Origin of the sequence: Actinomyces weissii (genome assembly GCF_016598775.1) — a bacterium.
In the GTDB taxonomy this organism is placed as follows: Bacteria; Actinomycetota; Actinomycetes; order Actinomycetales; family Actinomycetaceae; genus Actinomyces; species Actinomyces weissii.
Genome location: NZ_CP066802.1, coordinates 1579109 through 1595738, shown reverse-complemented (window position 1 = coordinate 1595738; position 16630 = coordinate 1579109). Strand labels below are relative to the sequence as shown.

Here is a 16630-nt window from a genome sequence, read left to right as displayed (position 1 = left end):
GGCGGAGGCGGTTGCGCAACAGGGGAAGAATATCTTCGTGTGGTACTGTCTCAATACTCTCAATTCGTTTCAGTAAGCGACTGAGGCCATCGCCTTGGAACTGGAGCGCTTCATTCACGTTCGGGACATGATGCATATGGTAGTGTCTGTCAGCGTAGAGCCAGAAGAAATGCTGCAGTGCTTGATTTCTTGCAAAGTGATAGAGCGACCTCTCATAGCAGACAAGTGGGAGACTGTCCTCTAACTCAGATGGTGATAAACTCCGCCCGTAAGCGTCATTGTGAGTGTTCATGAACGTCCTTGTTGGCAAAAGCAGTCGGCCCGTCTTGAGCATGGGCGCCGCGTCAGTATAGAATGCTTGATGTCCATCTGAATTAAGTTCGTCTGACTGTGCCGATGGCCGCACAGGTGCATGATGGCCTCCGCTGCTTGCCACGATCCGATAATTCCTGCTGTTGCTCCGAGAATAGGAATTGGCGCGGTTCGAGGCTTGTCTCGCTTTGGGAAAACGCATTCGTAGCAAGGCGAAGTGTCTGAATCAGGGTTGTATACATAGACCACTCCTCTTAGTTCTTCAACAGCGCCGAACACTACCGGTACTGCTGCAGTGACTGCCCATCTGCTGAGCACATAGCGAGACTCAAGATTGTCTACTGCGTCTACAACTATCGTACATCCCTCTAGGAGCGAGGCTACATTCTCAGCGGTCATGTGACTGACTGACGCGACTACTTGTGTGCAAGGGGAGCGCGTGGATAGTTGCTCGGCAGCGATCGGAGATTTGTAACCACCCACATCAACTTATGTGTAGAACAGTTGTCGATTCAGGTTGGTCACATTGACGGTGTCAGAATCGACAACCTTGATACTGCCTACCCCTGCGGCTGCCAGATAACTGAGAACAGGGAAGCCAAGTCCACCCGCGCCGACCACTCCGACAGTGGCTCTCGCAAGAGCTGCTTGTCCTCGGGGGCCGATATCAGGCATGGCAAGTTGGCGCTGAAATACTTCGGGGTTCTGTATTGACATGATGAAGTGTCAGCCTCCTGACAATTGTAGAAGAAACTCCACTGAACTTGCGCCAGAGAGGCAGGAGTCCCTTGTTTGGTTGATGACTACACCATCAACCACTACAATCACAGAGGGGTGAAGATTCTTCTGGTCTAGCAGGCACGCATCGGTGAACTCAGGGCATTCTTGCGCCATTATAGAGACAACTTCGGATAGCTGGTTGACTTTTGAGAACTCTACAGTATAGTCAAAGAAAGTGGCGATCATGAGTTACTCCTATAGCAGACGCGAAAACCCAGGTCTCGTGCGCGATACGTTTTTGGTAGATCGACGGAGATGGTCGAACGGCACATCTCTGCGAAAGAGAAGTAGCTGCCGCCTTTGCTCGGGGCTTGAATGGGATTTGCGCTGTCACACCACTCCCACGCATTGCCGAGCATGTCATAGAGGCCAAACTTGTTAGGTTTCTTTGTTGCTACTCTCTGTAGGCGGTTGTTGGGACTTTCGCTGAACACGGCATATTGAAGAAGTTCCGGGGCTCTCATGCCTTGCCTTTGTGTGGCAACCTGATCGTCGCACAATCTGTCCCATTCTGCGGGAGTTAATAACCTTGTTCCGGTGATTGTGCAAAATGTAGTGGCATCATTCCAGGAGACGTTTACCATCGGTTGGTTGAGATAGTGGGCGTCAGTGAACTCAGGGATGTCGTAGCTGAATACCTTATAGTATTGCTCGACTGTTATCATTGTCTTGCTGACCTGTAACCCGCCCCCGACGTCGAGAAATTCGACGCTGTCGAGAAGGCGAGGCTGCTGTAGGGTGGGTGTGATGGTGGGAGAGGGGCTGGATTGATTAATGATGGGTATCTGGAAGGCTTGTCCTCCCTTGATCATGAAGGCGGCCAGTTCTGGGTGTGCTGGGTTTATAAGGCTAACTAGGAAATGCCATAGGCTGGGAATAGGGTGAAGTTACTGGTCGACTTCGGCAAAGTATGCCGGATGTCGAAGGTGGGTGTGAAATGCGGCGACGCGACGATATCTCATTGCCTTGCGGTGTTCGTTTTCTGCCACAACTTCTGTTGCTGTTGCCAGGAAGCCGGCATTGCTGTTGTGTCGGTAATACTCGCCGATACTCTCAAATGATCTAGCTACTTCTTCCTTCGAGCGGTCGTCGTCGTGGAAGATGTAATAGTCTGCGACGCTCGTTTCGCCTTCGTTTGCGTACAGGAAACCAAAAGTTTTGCGTGGATACTCCCGGAGCAGCGAAAGCACTAACTTATCAAGAACCCCAGGGAGGAATGAGGCTTCCAGTGTTGTGTTTGACTCTGCTGGCAGTTGTGGAACTGATGCGTAAACCATCTCCATATGGTGACCCTAGGGTTAATGCAATTAGCCTGTCAATAGCAGGGGTGGGTGTTTCAGAATATGAGAACAGTGGCATGGCTCTTCCTAGCCCTCGGCATGTGGGTTTCGAGGCTATGGGTGGTCGGGGATGTGGGCGCGTCGCTGCCTGGGTGGCGGGCGAAGTCTTCCGATGGCAGGGGCTGTTAGGCCAACGCGTCCGAAAGGCATAGGCCTTTCCAGTGCTTCCCTGGTCTCTCCCTGACTTGACCACGTTCATCCGCTTTGAGGGACTTGGCCCTGAGGGCGTTGGGTGGGACGTGGGGTCCCTGGCTGCGGCGTTGGCCTGCGCCCACGCCGCCTACGCCGAGCAGCTCAGCCGGGTGCTGGGCCCCGCCCTGGCCGCGGACGCCCCCGTGCACCTGGTGGGCGGCGGCGCCCGCAACACCCTGCTCGCCCAGATGACCGCCTCCGCCTGCGGGCGCCAGGTCGTCGTCGGGGCCACCGAGGCCAGCGCCCTGGGCAACCTGCTCAGCCAGCTGGAAGCCACCGGAGCCATCGCCCCGGGCCAGCGGGCACAGGTAGTGGCCCGCACCGTCCGCCCGCACACCGTTGAGCCCGCTGACCCAGAGGCGCTCAACCTCATGCAGGAGCGCCTGCTCGACGCCGTCGGCTGAGCGCGCCCGCACCCCACCAACACAGACAGACGACCAGAAAGGAGCAACGATGCTCCGCAAGATCCCAGCAAACCTCTCACCCGAGCTCGTCAAGACGCTCATGGAGATGGGGCACGGGGACGAGATCCTCCTGGCAGACGCCAACTTCCCCGGGCACCACCTGCACCCGCGCACCATCCGTGCCGACGGGCTGGGCATCCCCGAGCTGCTGCGCTCCGTCCTGGAGCTCATGCCCCTGGACCGCTACAGCAGCTACCAGGTGGCCCTGATGCAGACCGTCGGCGACGACCCCCGCCCCCCCGGTGTGGGACGTCTACGAGCAGATCTGGACCGAGGCGGAGCAGGAGGCCGGGCCGGTCGCCGTCAAGACCATTGAGCGCATGGCCTTCTACGAGCACACCCCCAGCGTGCACGCCGTGGTGCTCACCGGTGAGACCGCCCTGTACGGCAACCTGATCCTCAAGAAAGGGGTGCTGTGATGGCCGCCGTCCGGACCACCACCGCCCAGGCCCCCGCAGACGCCTCCCAGGGGACGGCGGACAAAGGCTTCCTCTACCCAGGGATGGTGCTGCCCTTCTGCCTGCTGGTCTCCTGCTTCGCGGCCTGGGGCCTGGCCGGGAACATGACCGACCCCCTGGTCAAGGTGTTCCGCTCCGTGTTCTCCATGACCAACCTGCAGTCCTCCCTGGTGCAGTCGGCCTACTACGGGGCCTACTTCTGCCTGGCGATCCCCGCGGCCTTCATCAACAGCCGCCTGGGGTACAAGGGCGGGGTGCTGATCGGGCTGGTGCTGGCGGGAACCGGTGGACTCCTGTTCATCCCCGCCGCCTACGTGATGACCTACTCGGTCTTCCTGACCGCCCTGTTCACCCTGGCAGCCGGGCTGTCCATCCTGGAGATCAGCGCCAACCCCTTCGTCATGTCCATGGGGCCGGAGCACAACGCCACCAGGCGGCTGAACTTCGCCCAGGCCTTCAACCCCATCGGCTCCAACCTGGGGGTGCTGCTGGCCGCCCTGCTGATCCTGCCCAAGGTCAACCCGGCCACCGCCGAGCAGCGGGCCGCCATGAGCGAGGAGGCCCTGCTGGCCACCCAGAGCGCCGAGCTCCAGGCCGTGATGGGCCCCTACGTGGCCCTCGGGCTGCTCTACATCCTGCTGGCCGTGATGATCGGCCGCGTCAAGGTCCACGAGCGGCCGGAGCAGGCCCAGGCGGAGGGCAGCGGCGGCCCGGGCCGCCTCATGCGCCTGGTCCGCAACAAGCGCTACAGCTTCGGGGTGGTGGCGCAGTACTTCAACGTGTCCGCCCAGACCTGCATCTGGACCTTCACCCTGCACTACGTCACCGAGGCCCTGGGGGTCACGGACAAGGTGGCCGGGTACTGGCTCCAGGCCAGCCTGATCATCTTCCTGGTCTTCCGGTTCCTGATGGTGGGGCTGATGGGCCGCTACGACGCGCGCAAGCTGCTCCTGCTCATGTGCTCCCTGGGCGTGGCGCTGTCCCTGTTCGCCATGGTCAGCGTGAACCTGCTCGGCGTGCTGGCCATCATCTCGCTGTCCGCCTGTATCTCCCTGCTGTTCCCTACCATCTACGGGGAGGCCCTGACCGGCCTGGGGGAGGACACCAAGTACGGGGCCGCCGGGCTGGTCATGGTGATTATCGGCGGGGCCACCATGCCGCTGGTGCAGAGCGCCATCATGGACCGGACCTCACCCGCCGTCTCCTACATCACGGTGGCCGGGTGCTTCCTGGTGGTGGCCGCCTACGGCCTGTACACCCTGCGCACGCCCCGGCCGGTGAGCGCAGCCGCGACGGCCTGAGGCAAGGCGTTCCGAGTGCCCGCCCGGGCGGGCCTGGCAGCCTCCACCAGACGGAGGCGCGGGCCTGCCCCGGGCGGGTGCCCGGCTGCCTCCGGGCCGGGCAGCAGGCAGACGGCGTGGGGTGAGCGGGGGCGGTCGCTGGGGTCCGGCCGTGTGCGGGACGGCCTGTATCAGGACCTGGTGGCGGAGGAGTCGCGCACCACCAGCTGGGGAGTGAGCACCTCGTGGCGCGGCTGGCGGTCCTCCACCAGCCGCAGCGCTGCCGCCAGGGCCGCCCGCCCCAGGGCGTCAAAGTCCTGGAAGACGCTGCTCAGCGAGGGCGTGGCCCAGCGCGCCTGGGGGACGTCGTCAAAGCCCACCACCGCGACGTCGTCGGGAATCCGCACCCCGGCTGCGAGCAGCTCGTGGCAGATTCCCAGGGCGATGTCGTCGTTGCCGGCGAATACGCCCTCCGGCAGGCCGTCCTCCAGCAGACGGCGGGCCACCCGCGCCCCGCCCTCCCCGGTCCAGGAGCCGGTGGACAGCCAGCGGTCCGGCACGCCCGCCTGCAGGCAGGCGTCCTGGTAGGCGGCCAGGCGCTCGGAGGCGTCCTGCCAGGAGAGGTCGCCCGAGACGTGCAGCAGGCGCCTGCGACCCCCCTCCAGGAGGTGGCGGGTGGCCAGGCGGGCTCCTTCCACCTGGTTGATGGACACGGTGGGGAACACCTCCGAGTCGTGCTGCCCGGAGATCACGGTGACCACCGGACCCGGGTCCCGCTGGGAGGCCAGTACCGACAGGACGTTGGCGCGCTGCGTCAGCACCACGGTGGCCTTGACCCGGTAACCGCGCAGGTGGGCCAGGGCGGCCTCGATAGAGGAGCGCCGGACGCTGTCAGCCGTGGCCAGCACGAACTGCCCGCCCTGCTCGCGCACCGCCCGGGCCAGGGCCGCGAAGGTGGAGGTCATGCCGTGGGAAAGGTCCGTGGTCAGCAGGATCCCCACGGCACCGGAGGAGCCTGCGGCCAGGGAGCGGGCCGCCAGGTTCGGCTCGTAGCCCAGGGACCTGACCGCGCTGAGCACCCGCCTGCGGGTCTCCGGACGCACCGAGGGGTGGTCGTTGAGCACCCGCGAGACCGTCTGGGCGGAGACTGCTGCGGCAGCGGCGACATCCGCCAAGGTCACTCGACTGGGCATAGCGCCGACTATACGCCGCGGCCCGGCGGGCACCCAGGCGGCCGGGACGACTCGGCAGGCTGACGACGCCGGTGGTGAGCCCCCACACTGTGGGACGCCTCGGCGCGCGTCCCCGCAGGACCTAAGGCCTGCGGCTACGGTGGGGGGCATGACGCTGGCTGTGTACCCAGGGAGCTTTGACCCGATCACCCTCGGGCACGTGGACATCGTGCGCCGTGCCCTGCGCACCTTTGACCAGGTGGTGCTCGCCGTCGGCGTCAACCCGGCCAAGGCCGGGCACCAGCTCTTTGACGCCGAGACCCGCGTGCGCCTGGCCCGCCAGAGCCTGGAAGGACTAGCAGGTGCCAGCGTGGACGTCATGCCCGGGCTGCTCGCCTCGTACTGCGAGCAGGTGGGGGCCCGGGCCATAATCAAGGGGCTGCGCTCCGGCACCGACCTGGACGCGGAGGCGCCGATGGCCCTGCTGAACCGGGAGATCGGTGGCCCCGAGACCTTCTTCCTGGCCGCCTCACCGGCCTTGGCGCACGTCTCCTCCAGCCTGGTCAAGGAGGCGGCCCGCTTTGGTGCGGACGTCTCCGGCTTCGTGCCCCCGGCGGTAGCCGAGGCCCTGCGCCAGGCGCTGCCCGGGCTGCCAGCAGCTGGCAGCCCGGACCAACAGACCCTGCAAGCCCAACGATAGGAAGCCACTGATGCCCACCAGCACTTCCGGCGAGAACCTGATCCAGATCCTCGACGAGATCGAGGAGCTGATCGTCACCGCCCGCAACATGCCCATGAGCTCCTCCGTACTGGTCAACCGGGAGCAGGCCCTGGATCTGGTGGAGAAGGCCCGCCGTGCCGTGCCTGCCGCCGTGCGCCGCGCCGGTGCGGTGCTGGCCGACGCCGACTCCGTACTGGCCCAGGGGCGTGCCGACTCCGACAAGATCCTGCGCCGCGCCCACGAGGAGGCCGAGCGCCTGGTCTCCGCCGAGAGCATCACCCGCCTGGCCGTCCAGCGCGCCGACGAGATCGTCGCCGCAGCGGAGGCCAAGGCGGCCGAGATGCGCCGGGGCGCGGACCAGTACGCGGAGCGCTCCCTGGTGGGCCTGCAGGAGGAGGTAGACCGCATCGCCGAGCAGATCCGCTCCGGCCGCGAGGTCCTGGCCGCCCGCACCGCCGAGCCCCTGGAGCAGCCCGTTGCCCCCGCCAAGCCGCAGGCCGCCGCGGGACGCCGTCGCCCCGGCTGGTCCGTGGACCCGGCCAGCGCCTGAACCGCCCCCGGCTCCCGGACGGGCCGCAGGCGCGGTAGCCTGCTCGCGCCCGCCGCAGTCAGCCAGCCCGCAGGAGGAACACCGTGGCCGGACTCGTGATCGACATCGCCGACCTGCCCCGCCAGGTCGGCTCCTACAAGGACGTCCACCTGGAGCTGCCCGCGCCCGAGGGGCTGGGCACGGACATGATCGGCGCCCAGCCCGGCACCCCGCTGCTGGTGGACGCCACCCTGACCTCCACGGAGGACGGCGTGCTCGTGCGGGCCAGCGTGCAGGCGCACGTGCGTGGCGAGTGCGTGCGCTGCCTGGAGGAGGTCACCCAGGACACCCGCCTGTCCTTCGACGAGCTCTACCTGCTGCCTGAGGCCGCCCAGCGCTACCAGCAGGAGGAAGAGGACCCCGAGGCCGCGCAGGAGCCCGTCTTCCTGCTTGGTGAGACCAGCCTGGACCTGGAGCCCGCCCTGCGTGACGCCCTGGTCGGCTCCCTGCCCTTCCAACCCCTGTGCGACCCGGACTGCCTGGGACTGTGCCAGGACTGCGGGGAGCGCCTGGCGGACCTGCCCGCGGACCACCACCACGAGACGCTGGACCCGCGCTGGGCGGCCCTTGAGGGCCTGCTGCAGGACCCGGCTGACGACGCCCCCGGGCCACAGGCCCCCGCCCAGGGCAAGGACCAGCGCTGATGGTCCGCACCCGACGCGACAGCCCCCCGGCCCGTGAGGACCTGGAGACCCTGGTCCACCGCTGGGGGGAGAAGATCGACCCCGAGCTGCTGTCCCTGGCCCTGGTCCACCGCTCCTGGGCCAACGAGCAGGGGGGCCTGCCCACCAACGAGCGCCTGGAGTTCCTGGGTGACTCCGTGCTGGGCGTCATCGTCACCGACAGGCTCTACCGCAGCCACCCCGACCTGCCTGAGGGGCAGCTGGCCCGGATGCGGGCCGCCACCGTCTCCGAGCCCGCCCTGGCGGCGGTGGCCCGTGACCTGGGCCTGGGGGAGTTCATAAGGCTGGGGCGCGGTGAGGCCATGTACGGGGGCCGGGACAAGGACTCGATCCTCTCCGACACCGTTGAGGCCCTGATCGGAGCCACCTACCTGACGGCGGGCCTGGAGCCCACCCGCACCGTGGTGGAGCGCCTGGTCTCCCGCTTCCTGTCCACCGCCCTGACCCGGGGCGCCGGCCTGGACTGGAAGACCAGCCTGCAGGAGCTGGCCGCCGCCCACGGACTGGGCAGCCCCCGTTACGAGGTCAGCGGCGAGGGACCGGACCACCAGCGTGTGTTCACCGCCCAGGCATTCGTGGACGAGCAGCAGCGTGGGCAGGGCGTGGGCAGCTCCAAGAAGGTCGCGGAGCACGCCGCCGCAGAGGCCGCCTACGCCTCCCTGCTGGCTGAGCGCGGCGACGGCGGGCTGGACCTGCCCGGCGTGAACGAGGCGCTGCGGGCCGACCTGCTGGCCCACCAGGACCGCGAGGCCCCCCGTGCCTGAGCTGCCTGAGGTCGAGTCCGTGCGCCTGGGCCTGGAGCGCCACCTGCGTGGCCGGGTGGTCCAGCGCGTGGAGGTACTGGACCCCCGGCCCCTGCGGCGTCAGGCGGGTGGGGAGCAGGCCTTCGTGAAAGAGCTCACCGGCCGTACTATCACCGGGGCGGCCCGGCGGGGCAAGCTCATGTGGCTGCCCCTGGACGACGGCCGCGCCCTGCGCGCCCACCTGGGCATGTCCGGCCAGCTGCTGGTGCGGGGCACCGCCGCCCAGGCCCAGCCGGACCCCGCCGTGCTGGGGCAGTCCGGGCCGGACCTCACCGCCACCCAGGCCCCCACCCTGGTGCGTGACCTCAGTACCCGGCCCCGGCACCTGCGTGTGCGCCTGCACCTGGCCCACCAGGACGGTGACGAGCCCACCGGGGCCGCCCTGGACCTGGTGGACCAGCGCATGTTCGGGGGCCTGCTGGTGGACGACCTGGTGCCCACCGCCGACGGCCTGCCCGGCGGCCGCGGGGAGCAGCGCGCCCTCATCCCGGCCAGCGCCACCCACGTGGCCCGCGACCTGCTGGACCCGCACCTGGACCAGGAGCAGGCCAGCGCCCGTCTACGGGCCTCCGGACGGGGCGTGAAGACCCTCCTGCTGGACCAGGGGATCGTGTCCGGCGTCGGCAACATCTACGCCGACGAGGGCCTGTGGGCCGCCTGCCTGCACGGGCGGCGGCGCGGCAAGGCCCTGGGGCGGGCGGCCGTGGCCCGGCTGCTGGAGGAGACGGCGGCGGTCATGCGGCGTGCCCTGGCCGTGGGCGGCACCAGCTTTGACGCCCTGTACGTGAACGCCGACGGGGCGCCCGGGTTCTTCGCCCGGAGCCTGGCGGTCTACGGGCGGGCGGGGCAGGACTGCCGCCGCTGCGGCTCCACCCTGCGCTCTGAGGTGGTGGGCGGGCGCAGCCACGTGTTCTGCCCCCAGTGCCAGACCCGGCCCCGCGGCTGAGCCCCGCCCCTCCGGCAGGCGGCGACCCAGAGCTAGCGGCACCAGGTCCCCTCACTGATAGGCTCCCGTTCATGGCTCCAAGCGCAGCCCCTGAGCAGGTCAGGGTAATGATCGTCGACGACCACGAGATCGTCAGGCGCGGCATCTCAGAGATTATCGACCGTGCTGACGGGCTGGACGTGGTGGCGGAGGCGGGCTCGCGCACCGAGGCGCTGCGGCGCGCCGAGCTGATGCGCCCCGACGTGGTGCTGGTGGACCTGCAGCTGCCGGACGGCACCGGCATAGAGCTCATGCGTGAGATGCGTGAGGTGGTCCCCGAGGCCCTGCCGATCGTGCTCACCTCCTTCGACGACGACGAGGCCCTGGCCGAGGCCCTGGAGGTCGGGGCCCGCGCCTACCTGCTCAAGACGGTCCACGGCGCGGAGATAAGCGAGGTGGTGCGGGCGGTAGCCTCCGGCCGGGTGCTGCTGGACGAGCGCACCGTCACCCGCCGTCGGGCAGACCACGACGACCCCACCGCGGACCTGACCAACGCCGAGCGCAAGGTCCTGGAGCTGATCGGTGACGGGCTGTCCAACCGGGAGATCGGCGAGCGCCTGGGCGTGGCCGAGAAGACCGTCAAGAACCACATCACCTCCCTGCTGGCCAAGATGGGGCTGCAGCGGCGCACCCAGGTGGCGGCCTGGGTCGCGGGCCAGCGGGCCTCCGGCTGGCGCAACTGACTCCCAGGCGGGTTCCCCAGGTGCTCCCAGCCGCGCCCGGAGCCGCAGGAGACCACCGGCGCCGCAGCACCGGCAGGAGCCCCGGGCTGCCAGGCGTCTAGCGCAGCACCGGCGGCTGCCCCAGAGGCGCCCGCCAGGTGAAGCAGGTGCCCCGGCGGGCGCCGTCGGAGCGGGCCCGCGGCCCGATCACGAAGCTGCCGCCGTGCCGACGGGCGCGCTCCGCCATATTGGCTGTGCCGGAACGGCGGGTGACGGCAGGGTCCACGCCTACGCCGTCGTCCCGCACCACGATCTCCACCACCGGCTGCCCCCTGAAGGCCTCCGCGTCGCCGGAGGCGTGACCACCCGGCTGGGCGCTGCCAAGGGGGACGGCACTGGCGAGGGCACCTGCGGGCACGCCCGTGATCTTCACGTCCACCGTCACGGAGGAGGCGTGGGCGTGCCGGGCCACGTTGCTCAGGCCCTCCCGCACCACCGCCACCATGTCGTCGGCCACGTCCTCCGGGACCAGCTGGTCCGCGGCGGTTATCAGGGCGTCCTCGTCCACCCGCTCGGCGTGCGCCAGGCCCACCCCGTTGACGCTCAGCAGCAGGGAGGGCGCGAAGCCCAGGGAGGTGCGGGCCAGGGAGGCCTCCCGCCGCAGCCGCTCCACCAGGCTCACGTCCTCGTCCCGGTCCCGCAGGGAACGCACGATAGAACGGATCTGCTGCACCGAGTCGTCCACGGCCAGCAGGGCGCTGTCCAGCACCTCGGCCACCGTCTCAGAGCTGAGACGCTCCCCGGAACGTAGGCGGTCCCGGGCCGCCGAGATCTGCATCCCGGTGGCGAAGAGCTGCTGGATCGCCAGGTCGTGCAGGTCCTGGCCGATACGGGAGCGTTGGTCCAGCAAGGTGGCCATCTCCTCAGCGTGCTGGGCGTCCGCCAGCTCGAAGGCCATGGTGGCCTGCCCGGCCACCAGCTCGGCTATCTCCAGGTCCTGGGCGGTGAAAGGATCCTCCCCGCAGGCGCGCAGCAGCAGCATGACCCCCACGCCCCGCCCCCGGTGGATCATGGGCGCGTACAGGGCCGGGCCGAACGAGGCCAGGGCCGGGACCAGCAGGTCACCCTCCTGGGCGGCCTGGGCCAGTGACTCCACTATGGTGCCGCTCTGGCGTGCCAGGGTGGTCAGGGCCCGCCCCTGCGGGGGGAAGAGCGTGCCCACCAGCTCCTTGGCGTGCGCCCCCTCCGCGATCTCGCACACCCAGGTGTCCCCGACACTGGGCAGGATCAGGGCGGCGGTGTCCGCGCAGGCCACCTCCCGCACCCGGTGGGCGATCAGCGTCAGGGCGTCCTCCTCCTCCGCGCCCGACAGCAGCAGGGTGGTCAGCTCCTGGGAGACCGCCATCCACTGCTCCCGGTCGCGGGCCTCCCGGTACAGGCGGGCGTTCTCCACGGCGACGGCGGCCGCCTCCGCCAGCATCAGCACCGTGGTCACGTCCTGCTCGTCAAAGCCGCCGGGCTTGTCACCCAGGTAGAGGCGGCCGTAAACCTGCTCGTGCAGGCGCAGGGGGGCGGACAGCAGGCAGCCGGGGGGCTCGCCCTCTATCGGGCCGGTGAAGGCCTGGGCCACGGACAGGTCGTTGTCCACCACTACCTCCGCGCCCGCCGGGCCGATCGGCTGGCCCTTGGCGGCGTGCCCGGCCAGGGCCTCCGGGCTGAGGGCTGGGGCGCCCTGGGTGACGGTGGCCGTGGGCGGGTCGGTGTCGGCCTTGGACAGGACTGTGATCGTGCCCCACTGCGCGCCCGTCAGGGAGCAGGCGGAGTCCACCAGGCGGCGCAGGGCGTCGGGCACCTGCAGGGAGCTGGTCAGGCGCAGCGCCGCCCGCACCAGGGCCGTGCTGGTGGGCTGCGAGCCGTCAGGGTGGTCGTGGTTGGCGTGGATCGCGTACGCCAGGCGGGAGCCGTGCACCGGCCGCCTGGGGCCGGGAGCGGGCTCAGCGGCCGGGTTGCTCATGCTTGCCTTCCTGCTCGTGTCCGGTGGCTGGCTGTCCGTCTGCCCGCCGCAGCTCCAGCTCCTGCTCCAGGGCCCAGCGGTAGCCGGGGGAGGAGGCGACCAGCTCGGCGTGGGTGCCGCGCTCCAGCACCCGGGCAGGCCCCTGCGGATCGGCGGGGTCGGGGCCCAGCACCAGCACCTCGTCGGCGCTGTCCAGGGCGCTGAGCCGGTGCGTCACCAGCAGCACCCCCCGGCTGGCGGGGGCGGGCACGGCAGCCCCCGTGCCCCCCAGCAGCAGGTCGGTCACCAGGGCGTCCGCGGTGGCGGCGTCCAGGTGCTCGGCGGGCTCGTCCAGCAGCAGCAGCGGGGCCGGGGCGGCCAGGGCCCGGGCCAGCAGCAGACGGCGCCGCTCCCCGCCGGAGACGTCACGGGCGTCAGCCCCCAGCAGGGTGTCCAGGCCCTGCGGCAAGGAGCTCAGCCAGGCTCCCAGGCCCGCCCGCTCCAGCAGCTGCGTGGCCTGCGGGGCGCTCAGGGCGCCGTCAGCCACCCGTAGGTTCTCCAGCACGGTCGTGGAGAACACGTGCGCGTCCTCCGCCGTGAGCACCAGGCGGCTGGCAGCGTCCGGGCGGGCGGCCTCCCAGGGGGCTGCGCCGTCAAGACCAAGCTGTCCGCCCTTAGGCTCCAGGAGACCGGCCAGCGTGAGCAGCAGGGTGGTCTTGCCGGTGCCAGAGGGGCCCACTACCGCCAGACGGCGGCCCGGACGCAGCTCCAGGTCCACCCCCTGGACCACCACCGGCCCTCCCGGCCAGCCCACAGCCAGGTCCCGGGCCTGCAGCACGGGGCCGGTAGCGGCAGGCTCCGCCAGCGGCCGGGGGGCGGGCGCCTGCACGGTCGAGGCCTCCGCCGTCTCCACCAGCTCCACCACCCGCTGGGCGGCCCCGGCGGAGCGCACCAGCTGCACGGTGGCGGGCCCCAGGGCGGCGTTGGCCTCAAAGGCCGCCAGCGGCACCAGCACGGTGACAGCCAGCATCACAGGGGGCAGCTGGCCGCTGCTCACCGCAGGCACGCCCAGGACGATGCTGCCCAGAACCGCCAAGGCCATTCCCGCCAGGTCCAGTACCGCCGCCCAGGCGGCAGGCCGGGCGGCCCGGTCGCGGCTGCGCGCCAGCCGGGCCTCCGTGCTGGCCAGGGTGGACATGACCTGCTCCAGGCGTCCGGCCACCGCCAGCTCGGTGCCCCCCTCCAGCACCGTGTGCGCCAGGGCAGCCACCTCCGTGGCCTCGCTCTGGCGGGCCAGCTCGGCCCGGCGGGCGGCCTGCATGGTGGCCAGGGGACCTCCCAGGCCGGACAGCAGCAGCCCGGCAGCCAGCACCAGGCCGCTGGCAGGGTGTACGGCCCCCACCAGTGCGGTAGAGGCCAGGCCCAGGCAGGCTGCCACGCACATAGGCAGGTAGGCGCGCACCAGCAGGTCACCGACGGCGTCCACGTCGTTGCCCACCCGGGCCAGCACGTCCCCGCGACGCAGCCGGGCCACGTTGTCGCTGCGGGAGGTGGACAGGATCTCGTACAGGTGGGTGCGCAGCGCCGTCATGCCACGCAGGGCGGTGTCGTGGGAGACCAGGCGCTCGCAGTAGCGCAGCACCGAGCGGGAGATGCCGAAGAAGCGCACCGCCACCGGCGCCACCCCCAGGGCCACCACCTCAGGGGTCTGGGAGGCGCGGGCTATCAGCCAGGCTGACACGGCTGACAGTCCCACCGCGCTGGCCAGTCCCAGCGTGCCGGTGAGCACGGACAGGGCAAAGCGCCTGCGGTCCAGGTCCAGCAGGCCCAGGGCCCGCCGTAGGGCCCGCCGCTCGGGGGCGGTAAGCAGCAGCGTGGCGGTGCGGGTGGTGGTGCTCATGCCTGGACCTCCACGGCGGCTGTGGGGGTGGATGCCTGGGGAAGGCCTGACTGGGGGGTGTCTGTCTGGGGAGTGGCCGCATGGGGGGTGGCTGGCTGTGGCCCGTCCGCATGAAGGCTGGCAGGCTCCGGGGTCCCCAGGCGGGGGTCGGGACGGGCGGAGACCCGGACCTCCTGGTCGGCGACAGCCACCAGGGCGGCCCGGTGGGCGATCACCACCACCGTGCGGCCCGCGTCACGCAGGGCCTGTACCGCCCGGAGCACGTGGGCCTCGCTGGCGGCGTCCAGGTGGGCGGTGGGCTCGTCCAGCACCACCAGCGGGGTGGTGGCCAGCAGGGCGCGGGTCAGGGACAGGCGCTGGCGCTGCCCCAGGGACAGGCCCACGCCTCCGTGGCCCAGCGGCGTGTCCCAGCCTGCAGGCAGGGTCTCCACCACCTCGTTGAAGCCGGTCTGCCGGGCAGCCTGCTCCAGCCGGGACTGGGTGGCGGGGGAGTGAGTGGCGGCGTCGTCCCCCAGGACGTTCTCGCGCACGGTGCCGGGGACGATGGTGGGGCGCTGCGGCACCCAGGTCACCTGCCGCCACCAGGAGGCGGGATCCACCTGGGACAGCTCCAGGGGCGTGCCACCGGGCAGGCTGGCGGCCCGGTGGGGGTGGCCAGACGGCGTGGGGCGGGGCAGCAGGCGGACGGTGCCGCGCCCGGCGGGCAGCAGACCCAGCAGCACCTGGGCGGTGGTGGTCTTGCCAGCCCCGGAGCCGCCGGTGAGGGCCACGAGCTGGCCCGGCTCAATGGTGGCGCTCAGGGAGCAGGGCGCCCAGGCCCCGCGGGCGGCCACGCTCAGGCCCTCGATGCTGATGGCGGTGCGGGACAGGTCCGGGGCGCTGCGCGTGCCCTGCTCAGGCACGGGCGTGTCCAGCACCTGGAAGACGGCGTCGGCGGCGGCCACCCCGTTGGCGGAGGCGTGGAACTGGAAGCCGACCTGCCGCAGGGGCTGGTAGACCTCGGGGGCGATCATGATGACCAGCAGCGCCGTCGCTAGGTCCATGTACCCGTACAGGAGCCGGAAACCGGTCTCCACGGCGATGATCGCCACCGACAGGGTGGTGATGAACTCCAGCACCGCCCCGGAGAGGAAGGCCACGCGCAGGGTGGACATGGTGGCCCGGTTGTAGGCCTCTCCCAGGGCGCGCACGCGCTGCTCCGGGCCCTGCTCGCGGCCCAGCGCCTTGAGGGTGGGCAGCCCGGCCAGCAGGTCCAGCACCTGCCCGCCCAGCCGCTTCATGGTCTCCAGGCGCTCGGCGGAGTGGCTGGCGGTCATGCGCCCCACCAGGATCATGAACACCGGGATCAGGGGGATGGTCAGCACGACGGCGACGGTGGAGGCCAGGTCCTGGGTCAGCATCACGACGACGGTGGCCGGGGTGACGGTGGCGGCGAGCAGCAGCTGCGGCAGGTAGCGGGTGAGGTAGGGTTCCAGGTCCTCCAGGCCCCGGGTCACCAGGGTGGAGGTGCCGGTGGCGTGCTGTGCCTGCCAGCGGGGCCCCAGGGCTACGGTGTGGCGCAGCACCTGGGCGCGCAGCTCCGTGATGGTGGCGGTGGCGGCGCGGTGGGCGCGGCTCTCCTGCACGTGCAGCACCAGGAGGCGGGCCCCGAGGACCGCCGCCAGGCCCAGCACCAGGGGGGCGACGTCGGCCCAGCCGGCCTGGCCGCCGATGACGGGGGAGATGGTGCGGGCTACCAGCACCGCCTGGGCGATCACCAGGGCTGCGGTGAGCGCGCCAGTTACCGCCGTGAGGATGATGTAGCGGCGGGCGGCGCGCGCGTAGCGCATCAGCCTGGGGTCCAGTGGTTTCACGGCAACAGGATAGGCGAGCAGGTCCAATGTCCCACCCGCCCCTTGTCTACCGCGAGACCGGGATATCGGTACCGCGAGACCGGGACATATGGCTCGCGAGTTCGGTAAGGGGGGCCTTAGTTGTGGATAACTGGGGTGGTGGGCTTTGGGGACGCAGGAGAGCTTGACGTGTTGGTTGGTGGTGTGGATGGGGCTTGGGGGTGGGCGGCTGCTGTGGCTGGGGGACTGATCGCCGTGAGTGTGGCGACGGCGACGTCGTCGTCGCTTGTGGGAACCGTAACGGTTGGCTGGTGGCTGGTGCCCAAGGTGGTGGTCTGAGGCCACAGCGTGTCGCTGAGGCGCAGGGCCGTCAGGGGAGCGGGGTGGGTCGCGGGCGCCTGGTTCAAGGAACGGCGCCGCTGCTGACGAGTCCGCTGGCTGTTGCGGCTTAGTGCATCCTTACC

General features: G+C 69.8%; 15 protein-coding genes and 2 pseudogenes. 9 read left to right on the top strand and 8 right to left on the bottom strand.

Translation table 11 applies throughout. The features are described from left to right. Positions 1-288 precede the first annotated feature (288 nt). The 4 genes and pseudogenes from JG540_RS06570 to JG540_RS06550 form a co-directional block, all read right to left on the bottom strand. Positions 289-1029: pseudogene (locus tag JG540_RS06570) on the bottom strand (HesA/MoeB/ThiF family protein). A gap of 9 nt (positions 1030-1038) precedes the next feature. After that, on the bottom strand, positions 1039-1278 hold the full coding sequence (locus JG540_RS06560) for a hypothetical protein (protein ID WP_200274840.1): 240 nt from the start codon (positions 1276-1278) through the stop codon (positions 1039-1041). Beyond that, a complete protein-coding gene (locus JG540_RS06555; RefSeq protein ID WP_200274839.1) occupies positions 1275-1904 on the bottom strand; it encodes a formylglycine-generating enzyme family protein in 630 nt (209 codons plus the stop codon). Before JG540_RS06555 ends, JG540_RS06560 begins: the two co-directional genes overlap by 4 nt. 75 nt (positions 1905-1979) lie before the next feature. Further along, positions 1980-2375 (bottom strand): hypothetical protein, encoded by a 396-nt coding sequence (locus tag JG540_RS06550; RefSeq protein ID WP_200274838.1) that lies wholly within the window; start codon positions 2373-2375, stop codon positions 1980-1982. A 242-nt stretch (positions 2376-2617) separates the two neighbouring features. On the opposite strand from JG540_RS06550, the gene JG540_RS06545 reads away from it, so the two are divergent. From JG540_RS06545 to fucP, 3 genes and pseudogenes are all read left to right on the top strand, one after another. Next, positions 2618-3028 carry an FGGY-family carbohydrate kinase gene (locus tag JG540_RS06545; RefSeq protein ID WP_234042716.1) on the top strand — a complete coding sequence of 137 codons (411 nt, stop codon included), beginning with the start codon at positions 2618-2620 and terminating at the stop codon, positions 3026-3028. A 49-nt stretch (positions 3029-3077) separates the two neighbouring features. Continuing rightward, positions 3078-3507, top strand: a pseudogene (locus tag JG540_RS10600) (RbsD/FucU family protein). Next, complete coding sequence (fucP, locus tag JG540_RS06535; protein ID WP_200274836.1) at positions 3507-4847, top strand: L-fucose:H+ symporter permease; 1341 nt, start codon at positions 3507-3509, stop codon at positions 4845-4847. Before JG540_RS10600 ends, fucP begins: the two are co-directional and overlap by 1 nt. Positions 4848-5017: 170 nt before the next feature. On the opposite strand, the gene JG540_RS06530 is transcribed toward fucP, so the two are convergent. After that, positions 5018-6019, bottom strand: coding sequence for a LacI family DNA-binding transcriptional regulator (locus tag JG540_RS06530; protein WP_200274835.1), 1002 nt, complete (start codon positions 6017-6019; stop codon positions 5018-5020). A gap of 148 nt (positions 6020-6167) precedes the next feature. On the opposite strand from JG540_RS06530, the gene coaD reads away from it, so the two are divergent. The 6 genes from coaD (at position 6168) to JG540_RS06500 (ending at position 10462) form a co-directional block, all read left to right on the top strand. Next, positions 6168-6698, top strand: coding sequence for a pantetheine-phosphate adenylyltransferase (coaD, locus tag JG540_RS06525; RefSeq protein WP_200274834.1), 531 nt, complete (start codon positions 6168-6170; stop codon positions 6696-6698). 10 nt (positions 6699-6708) lie between these two features. Next, positions 6709-7269, top strand: a complete 561-nt coding sequence (locus tag JG540_RS06520) for an ATPase (RefSeq protein ID WP_200274833.1) — start codon at positions 6709-6711, stop codon at positions 7267-7269. Between the two features lie 83 nt (positions 7270-7352). Continuing rightward, positions 7353-7952 carry a YceD family protein gene (locus JG540_RS06515; protein ID WP_200274832.1) on the top strand — a complete coding sequence of 200 codons (600 nt, stop codon included), beginning with the start codon at positions 7353-7355 and terminating at the stop codon, positions 7950-7952. Continuing rightward, entirely contained in the window at positions 7952-8755 is an 804-nt protein-coding gene (gene rnc / locus JG540_RS06510) for a ribonuclease III (RefSeq protein WP_200274831.1), read from the top strand. Before JG540_RS06515 ends, rnc begins: the two co-directional genes overlap by 1 nt. Further along, positions 8748-9740, top strand: a complete 993-nt coding sequence (gene mutM, locus JG540_RS06505; RefSeq protein ID WP_200274830.1) for a bifunctional DNA-formamidopyrimidine glycosylase/DNA-(apurinic or apyrimidinic site) lyase — start codon at positions 8748-8750, stop codon at positions 9738-9740. Before rnc ends, mutM begins: the two co-directional genes overlap by 8 nt. 71 nt (positions 9741-9811) lie before the next feature. Next, positions 9812-10462 carry a response regulator gene (locus tag JG540_RS06500; RefSeq protein WP_200274829.1) on the top strand — a complete coding sequence of 217 codons (651 nt, stop codon included), beginning with the start codon at positions 9812-9814 and terminating at the stop codon, positions 10460-10462. 97 nt (positions 10463-10559) lie between these two features. On the opposite strand, the gene JG540_RS06495 is transcribed toward JG540_RS06500, so the two are convergent. From JG540_RS06495 to cydD, 3 genes are read right to left on the bottom strand one after another with little or no spacing between them, the layout of a single operon-like run. Then, a complete protein-coding gene (locus JG540_RS06495; protein ID WP_200274828.1) occupies positions 10560-12455 on the bottom strand; it encodes a GAF domain-containing sensor histidine kinase in 1896 nt (631 codons plus the stop codon). Beyond that, positions 12436-14334 (bottom strand): thiol reductant ABC exporter subunit CydC, encoded by a 1899-nt coding sequence (gene cydC, locus JG540_RS06490; protein ID WP_200274827.1) that lies wholly within the window; start codon positions 14332-14334, stop codon positions 12436-12438. Before cydC ends, JG540_RS06495 begins: the two co-directional genes overlap by 20 nt. Next, entirely contained in the window at positions 14331-16187 is a 1857-nt protein-coding gene (gene cydD, locus JG540_RS06485; RefSeq protein ID WP_200274826.1) for a thiol reductant ABC exporter subunit CydD, read from the bottom strand. Before cydD ends, cydC begins: the two co-directional genes overlap by 4 nt. Between the last annotated feature and the right edge of the window lie 443 nt (positions 16188-16630).

Coding starts and splice junctions, on each gene's coding strand:
- JG540_RS06495 (WP_200274828.1), bottom strand. CDS start 12,455: ATGAGCAACCCGGCCGCTGAGCCCGCTCCCGGCCCCAGGCGGCCGGTG.
- rnc (WP_200274831.1), top strand. CDS start 7,952: ATGGTCCGCACCCGACGCGACAGCCCCCCGGCCCGTGAGGACCTGGAG.
- coaD (WP_200274834.1), top strand. CDS start 6,168: ATGACGCTGGCTGTGTACCCAGGGAGCTTTGACCCGATCACCCTCGGG.
- fucP (WP_200274836.1), top strand. CDS start 3,507: ATGGCCGCCGTCCGGACCACCACCGCCCAGGCCCCCGCAGACGCCTCC.
- JG540_RS06555 (WP_200274839.1), bottom strand. CDS start 1,904: ATGATCAAGGGAGGACAAGCCTTCCAGATACCCATCATTAATCAATCC.
- JG540_RS06560 (WP_200274840.1), bottom strand. CDS start 1,278: ATGATCGCCACTTTCTTTGACTATACTGTAGAGTTCTCAAAAGTCAAC.
- JG540_RS06520 (WP_200274833.1), top strand. CDS start 6,709: ATGCCCACCAGCACTTCCGGCGAGAACCTGATCCAGATCCTCGACGAG.
- JG540_RS06550 (WP_200274838.1), bottom strand. CDS start 2,375: ATGGAGATGGTTTACGCATCAGTTCCACAACTGCCAGCAGAGTCAAAC.
- JG540_RS06500 (WP_200274829.1), top strand. CDS start 9,812: ATGGCTCCAAGCGCAGCCCCTGAGCAGGTCAGGGTAATGATCGTCGAC.
- JG540_RS06530 (WP_200274835.1), bottom strand. CDS start 6,019: ATGCCCAGTCGAGTGACCTTGGCGGATGTCGCCGCTGCCGCAGCAGTC.
- cydC (WP_200274827.1), bottom strand. CDS start 14,334: ATGAGCACCACCACCCGCACCGCCACGCTGCTGCTTACCGCCCCCGAG.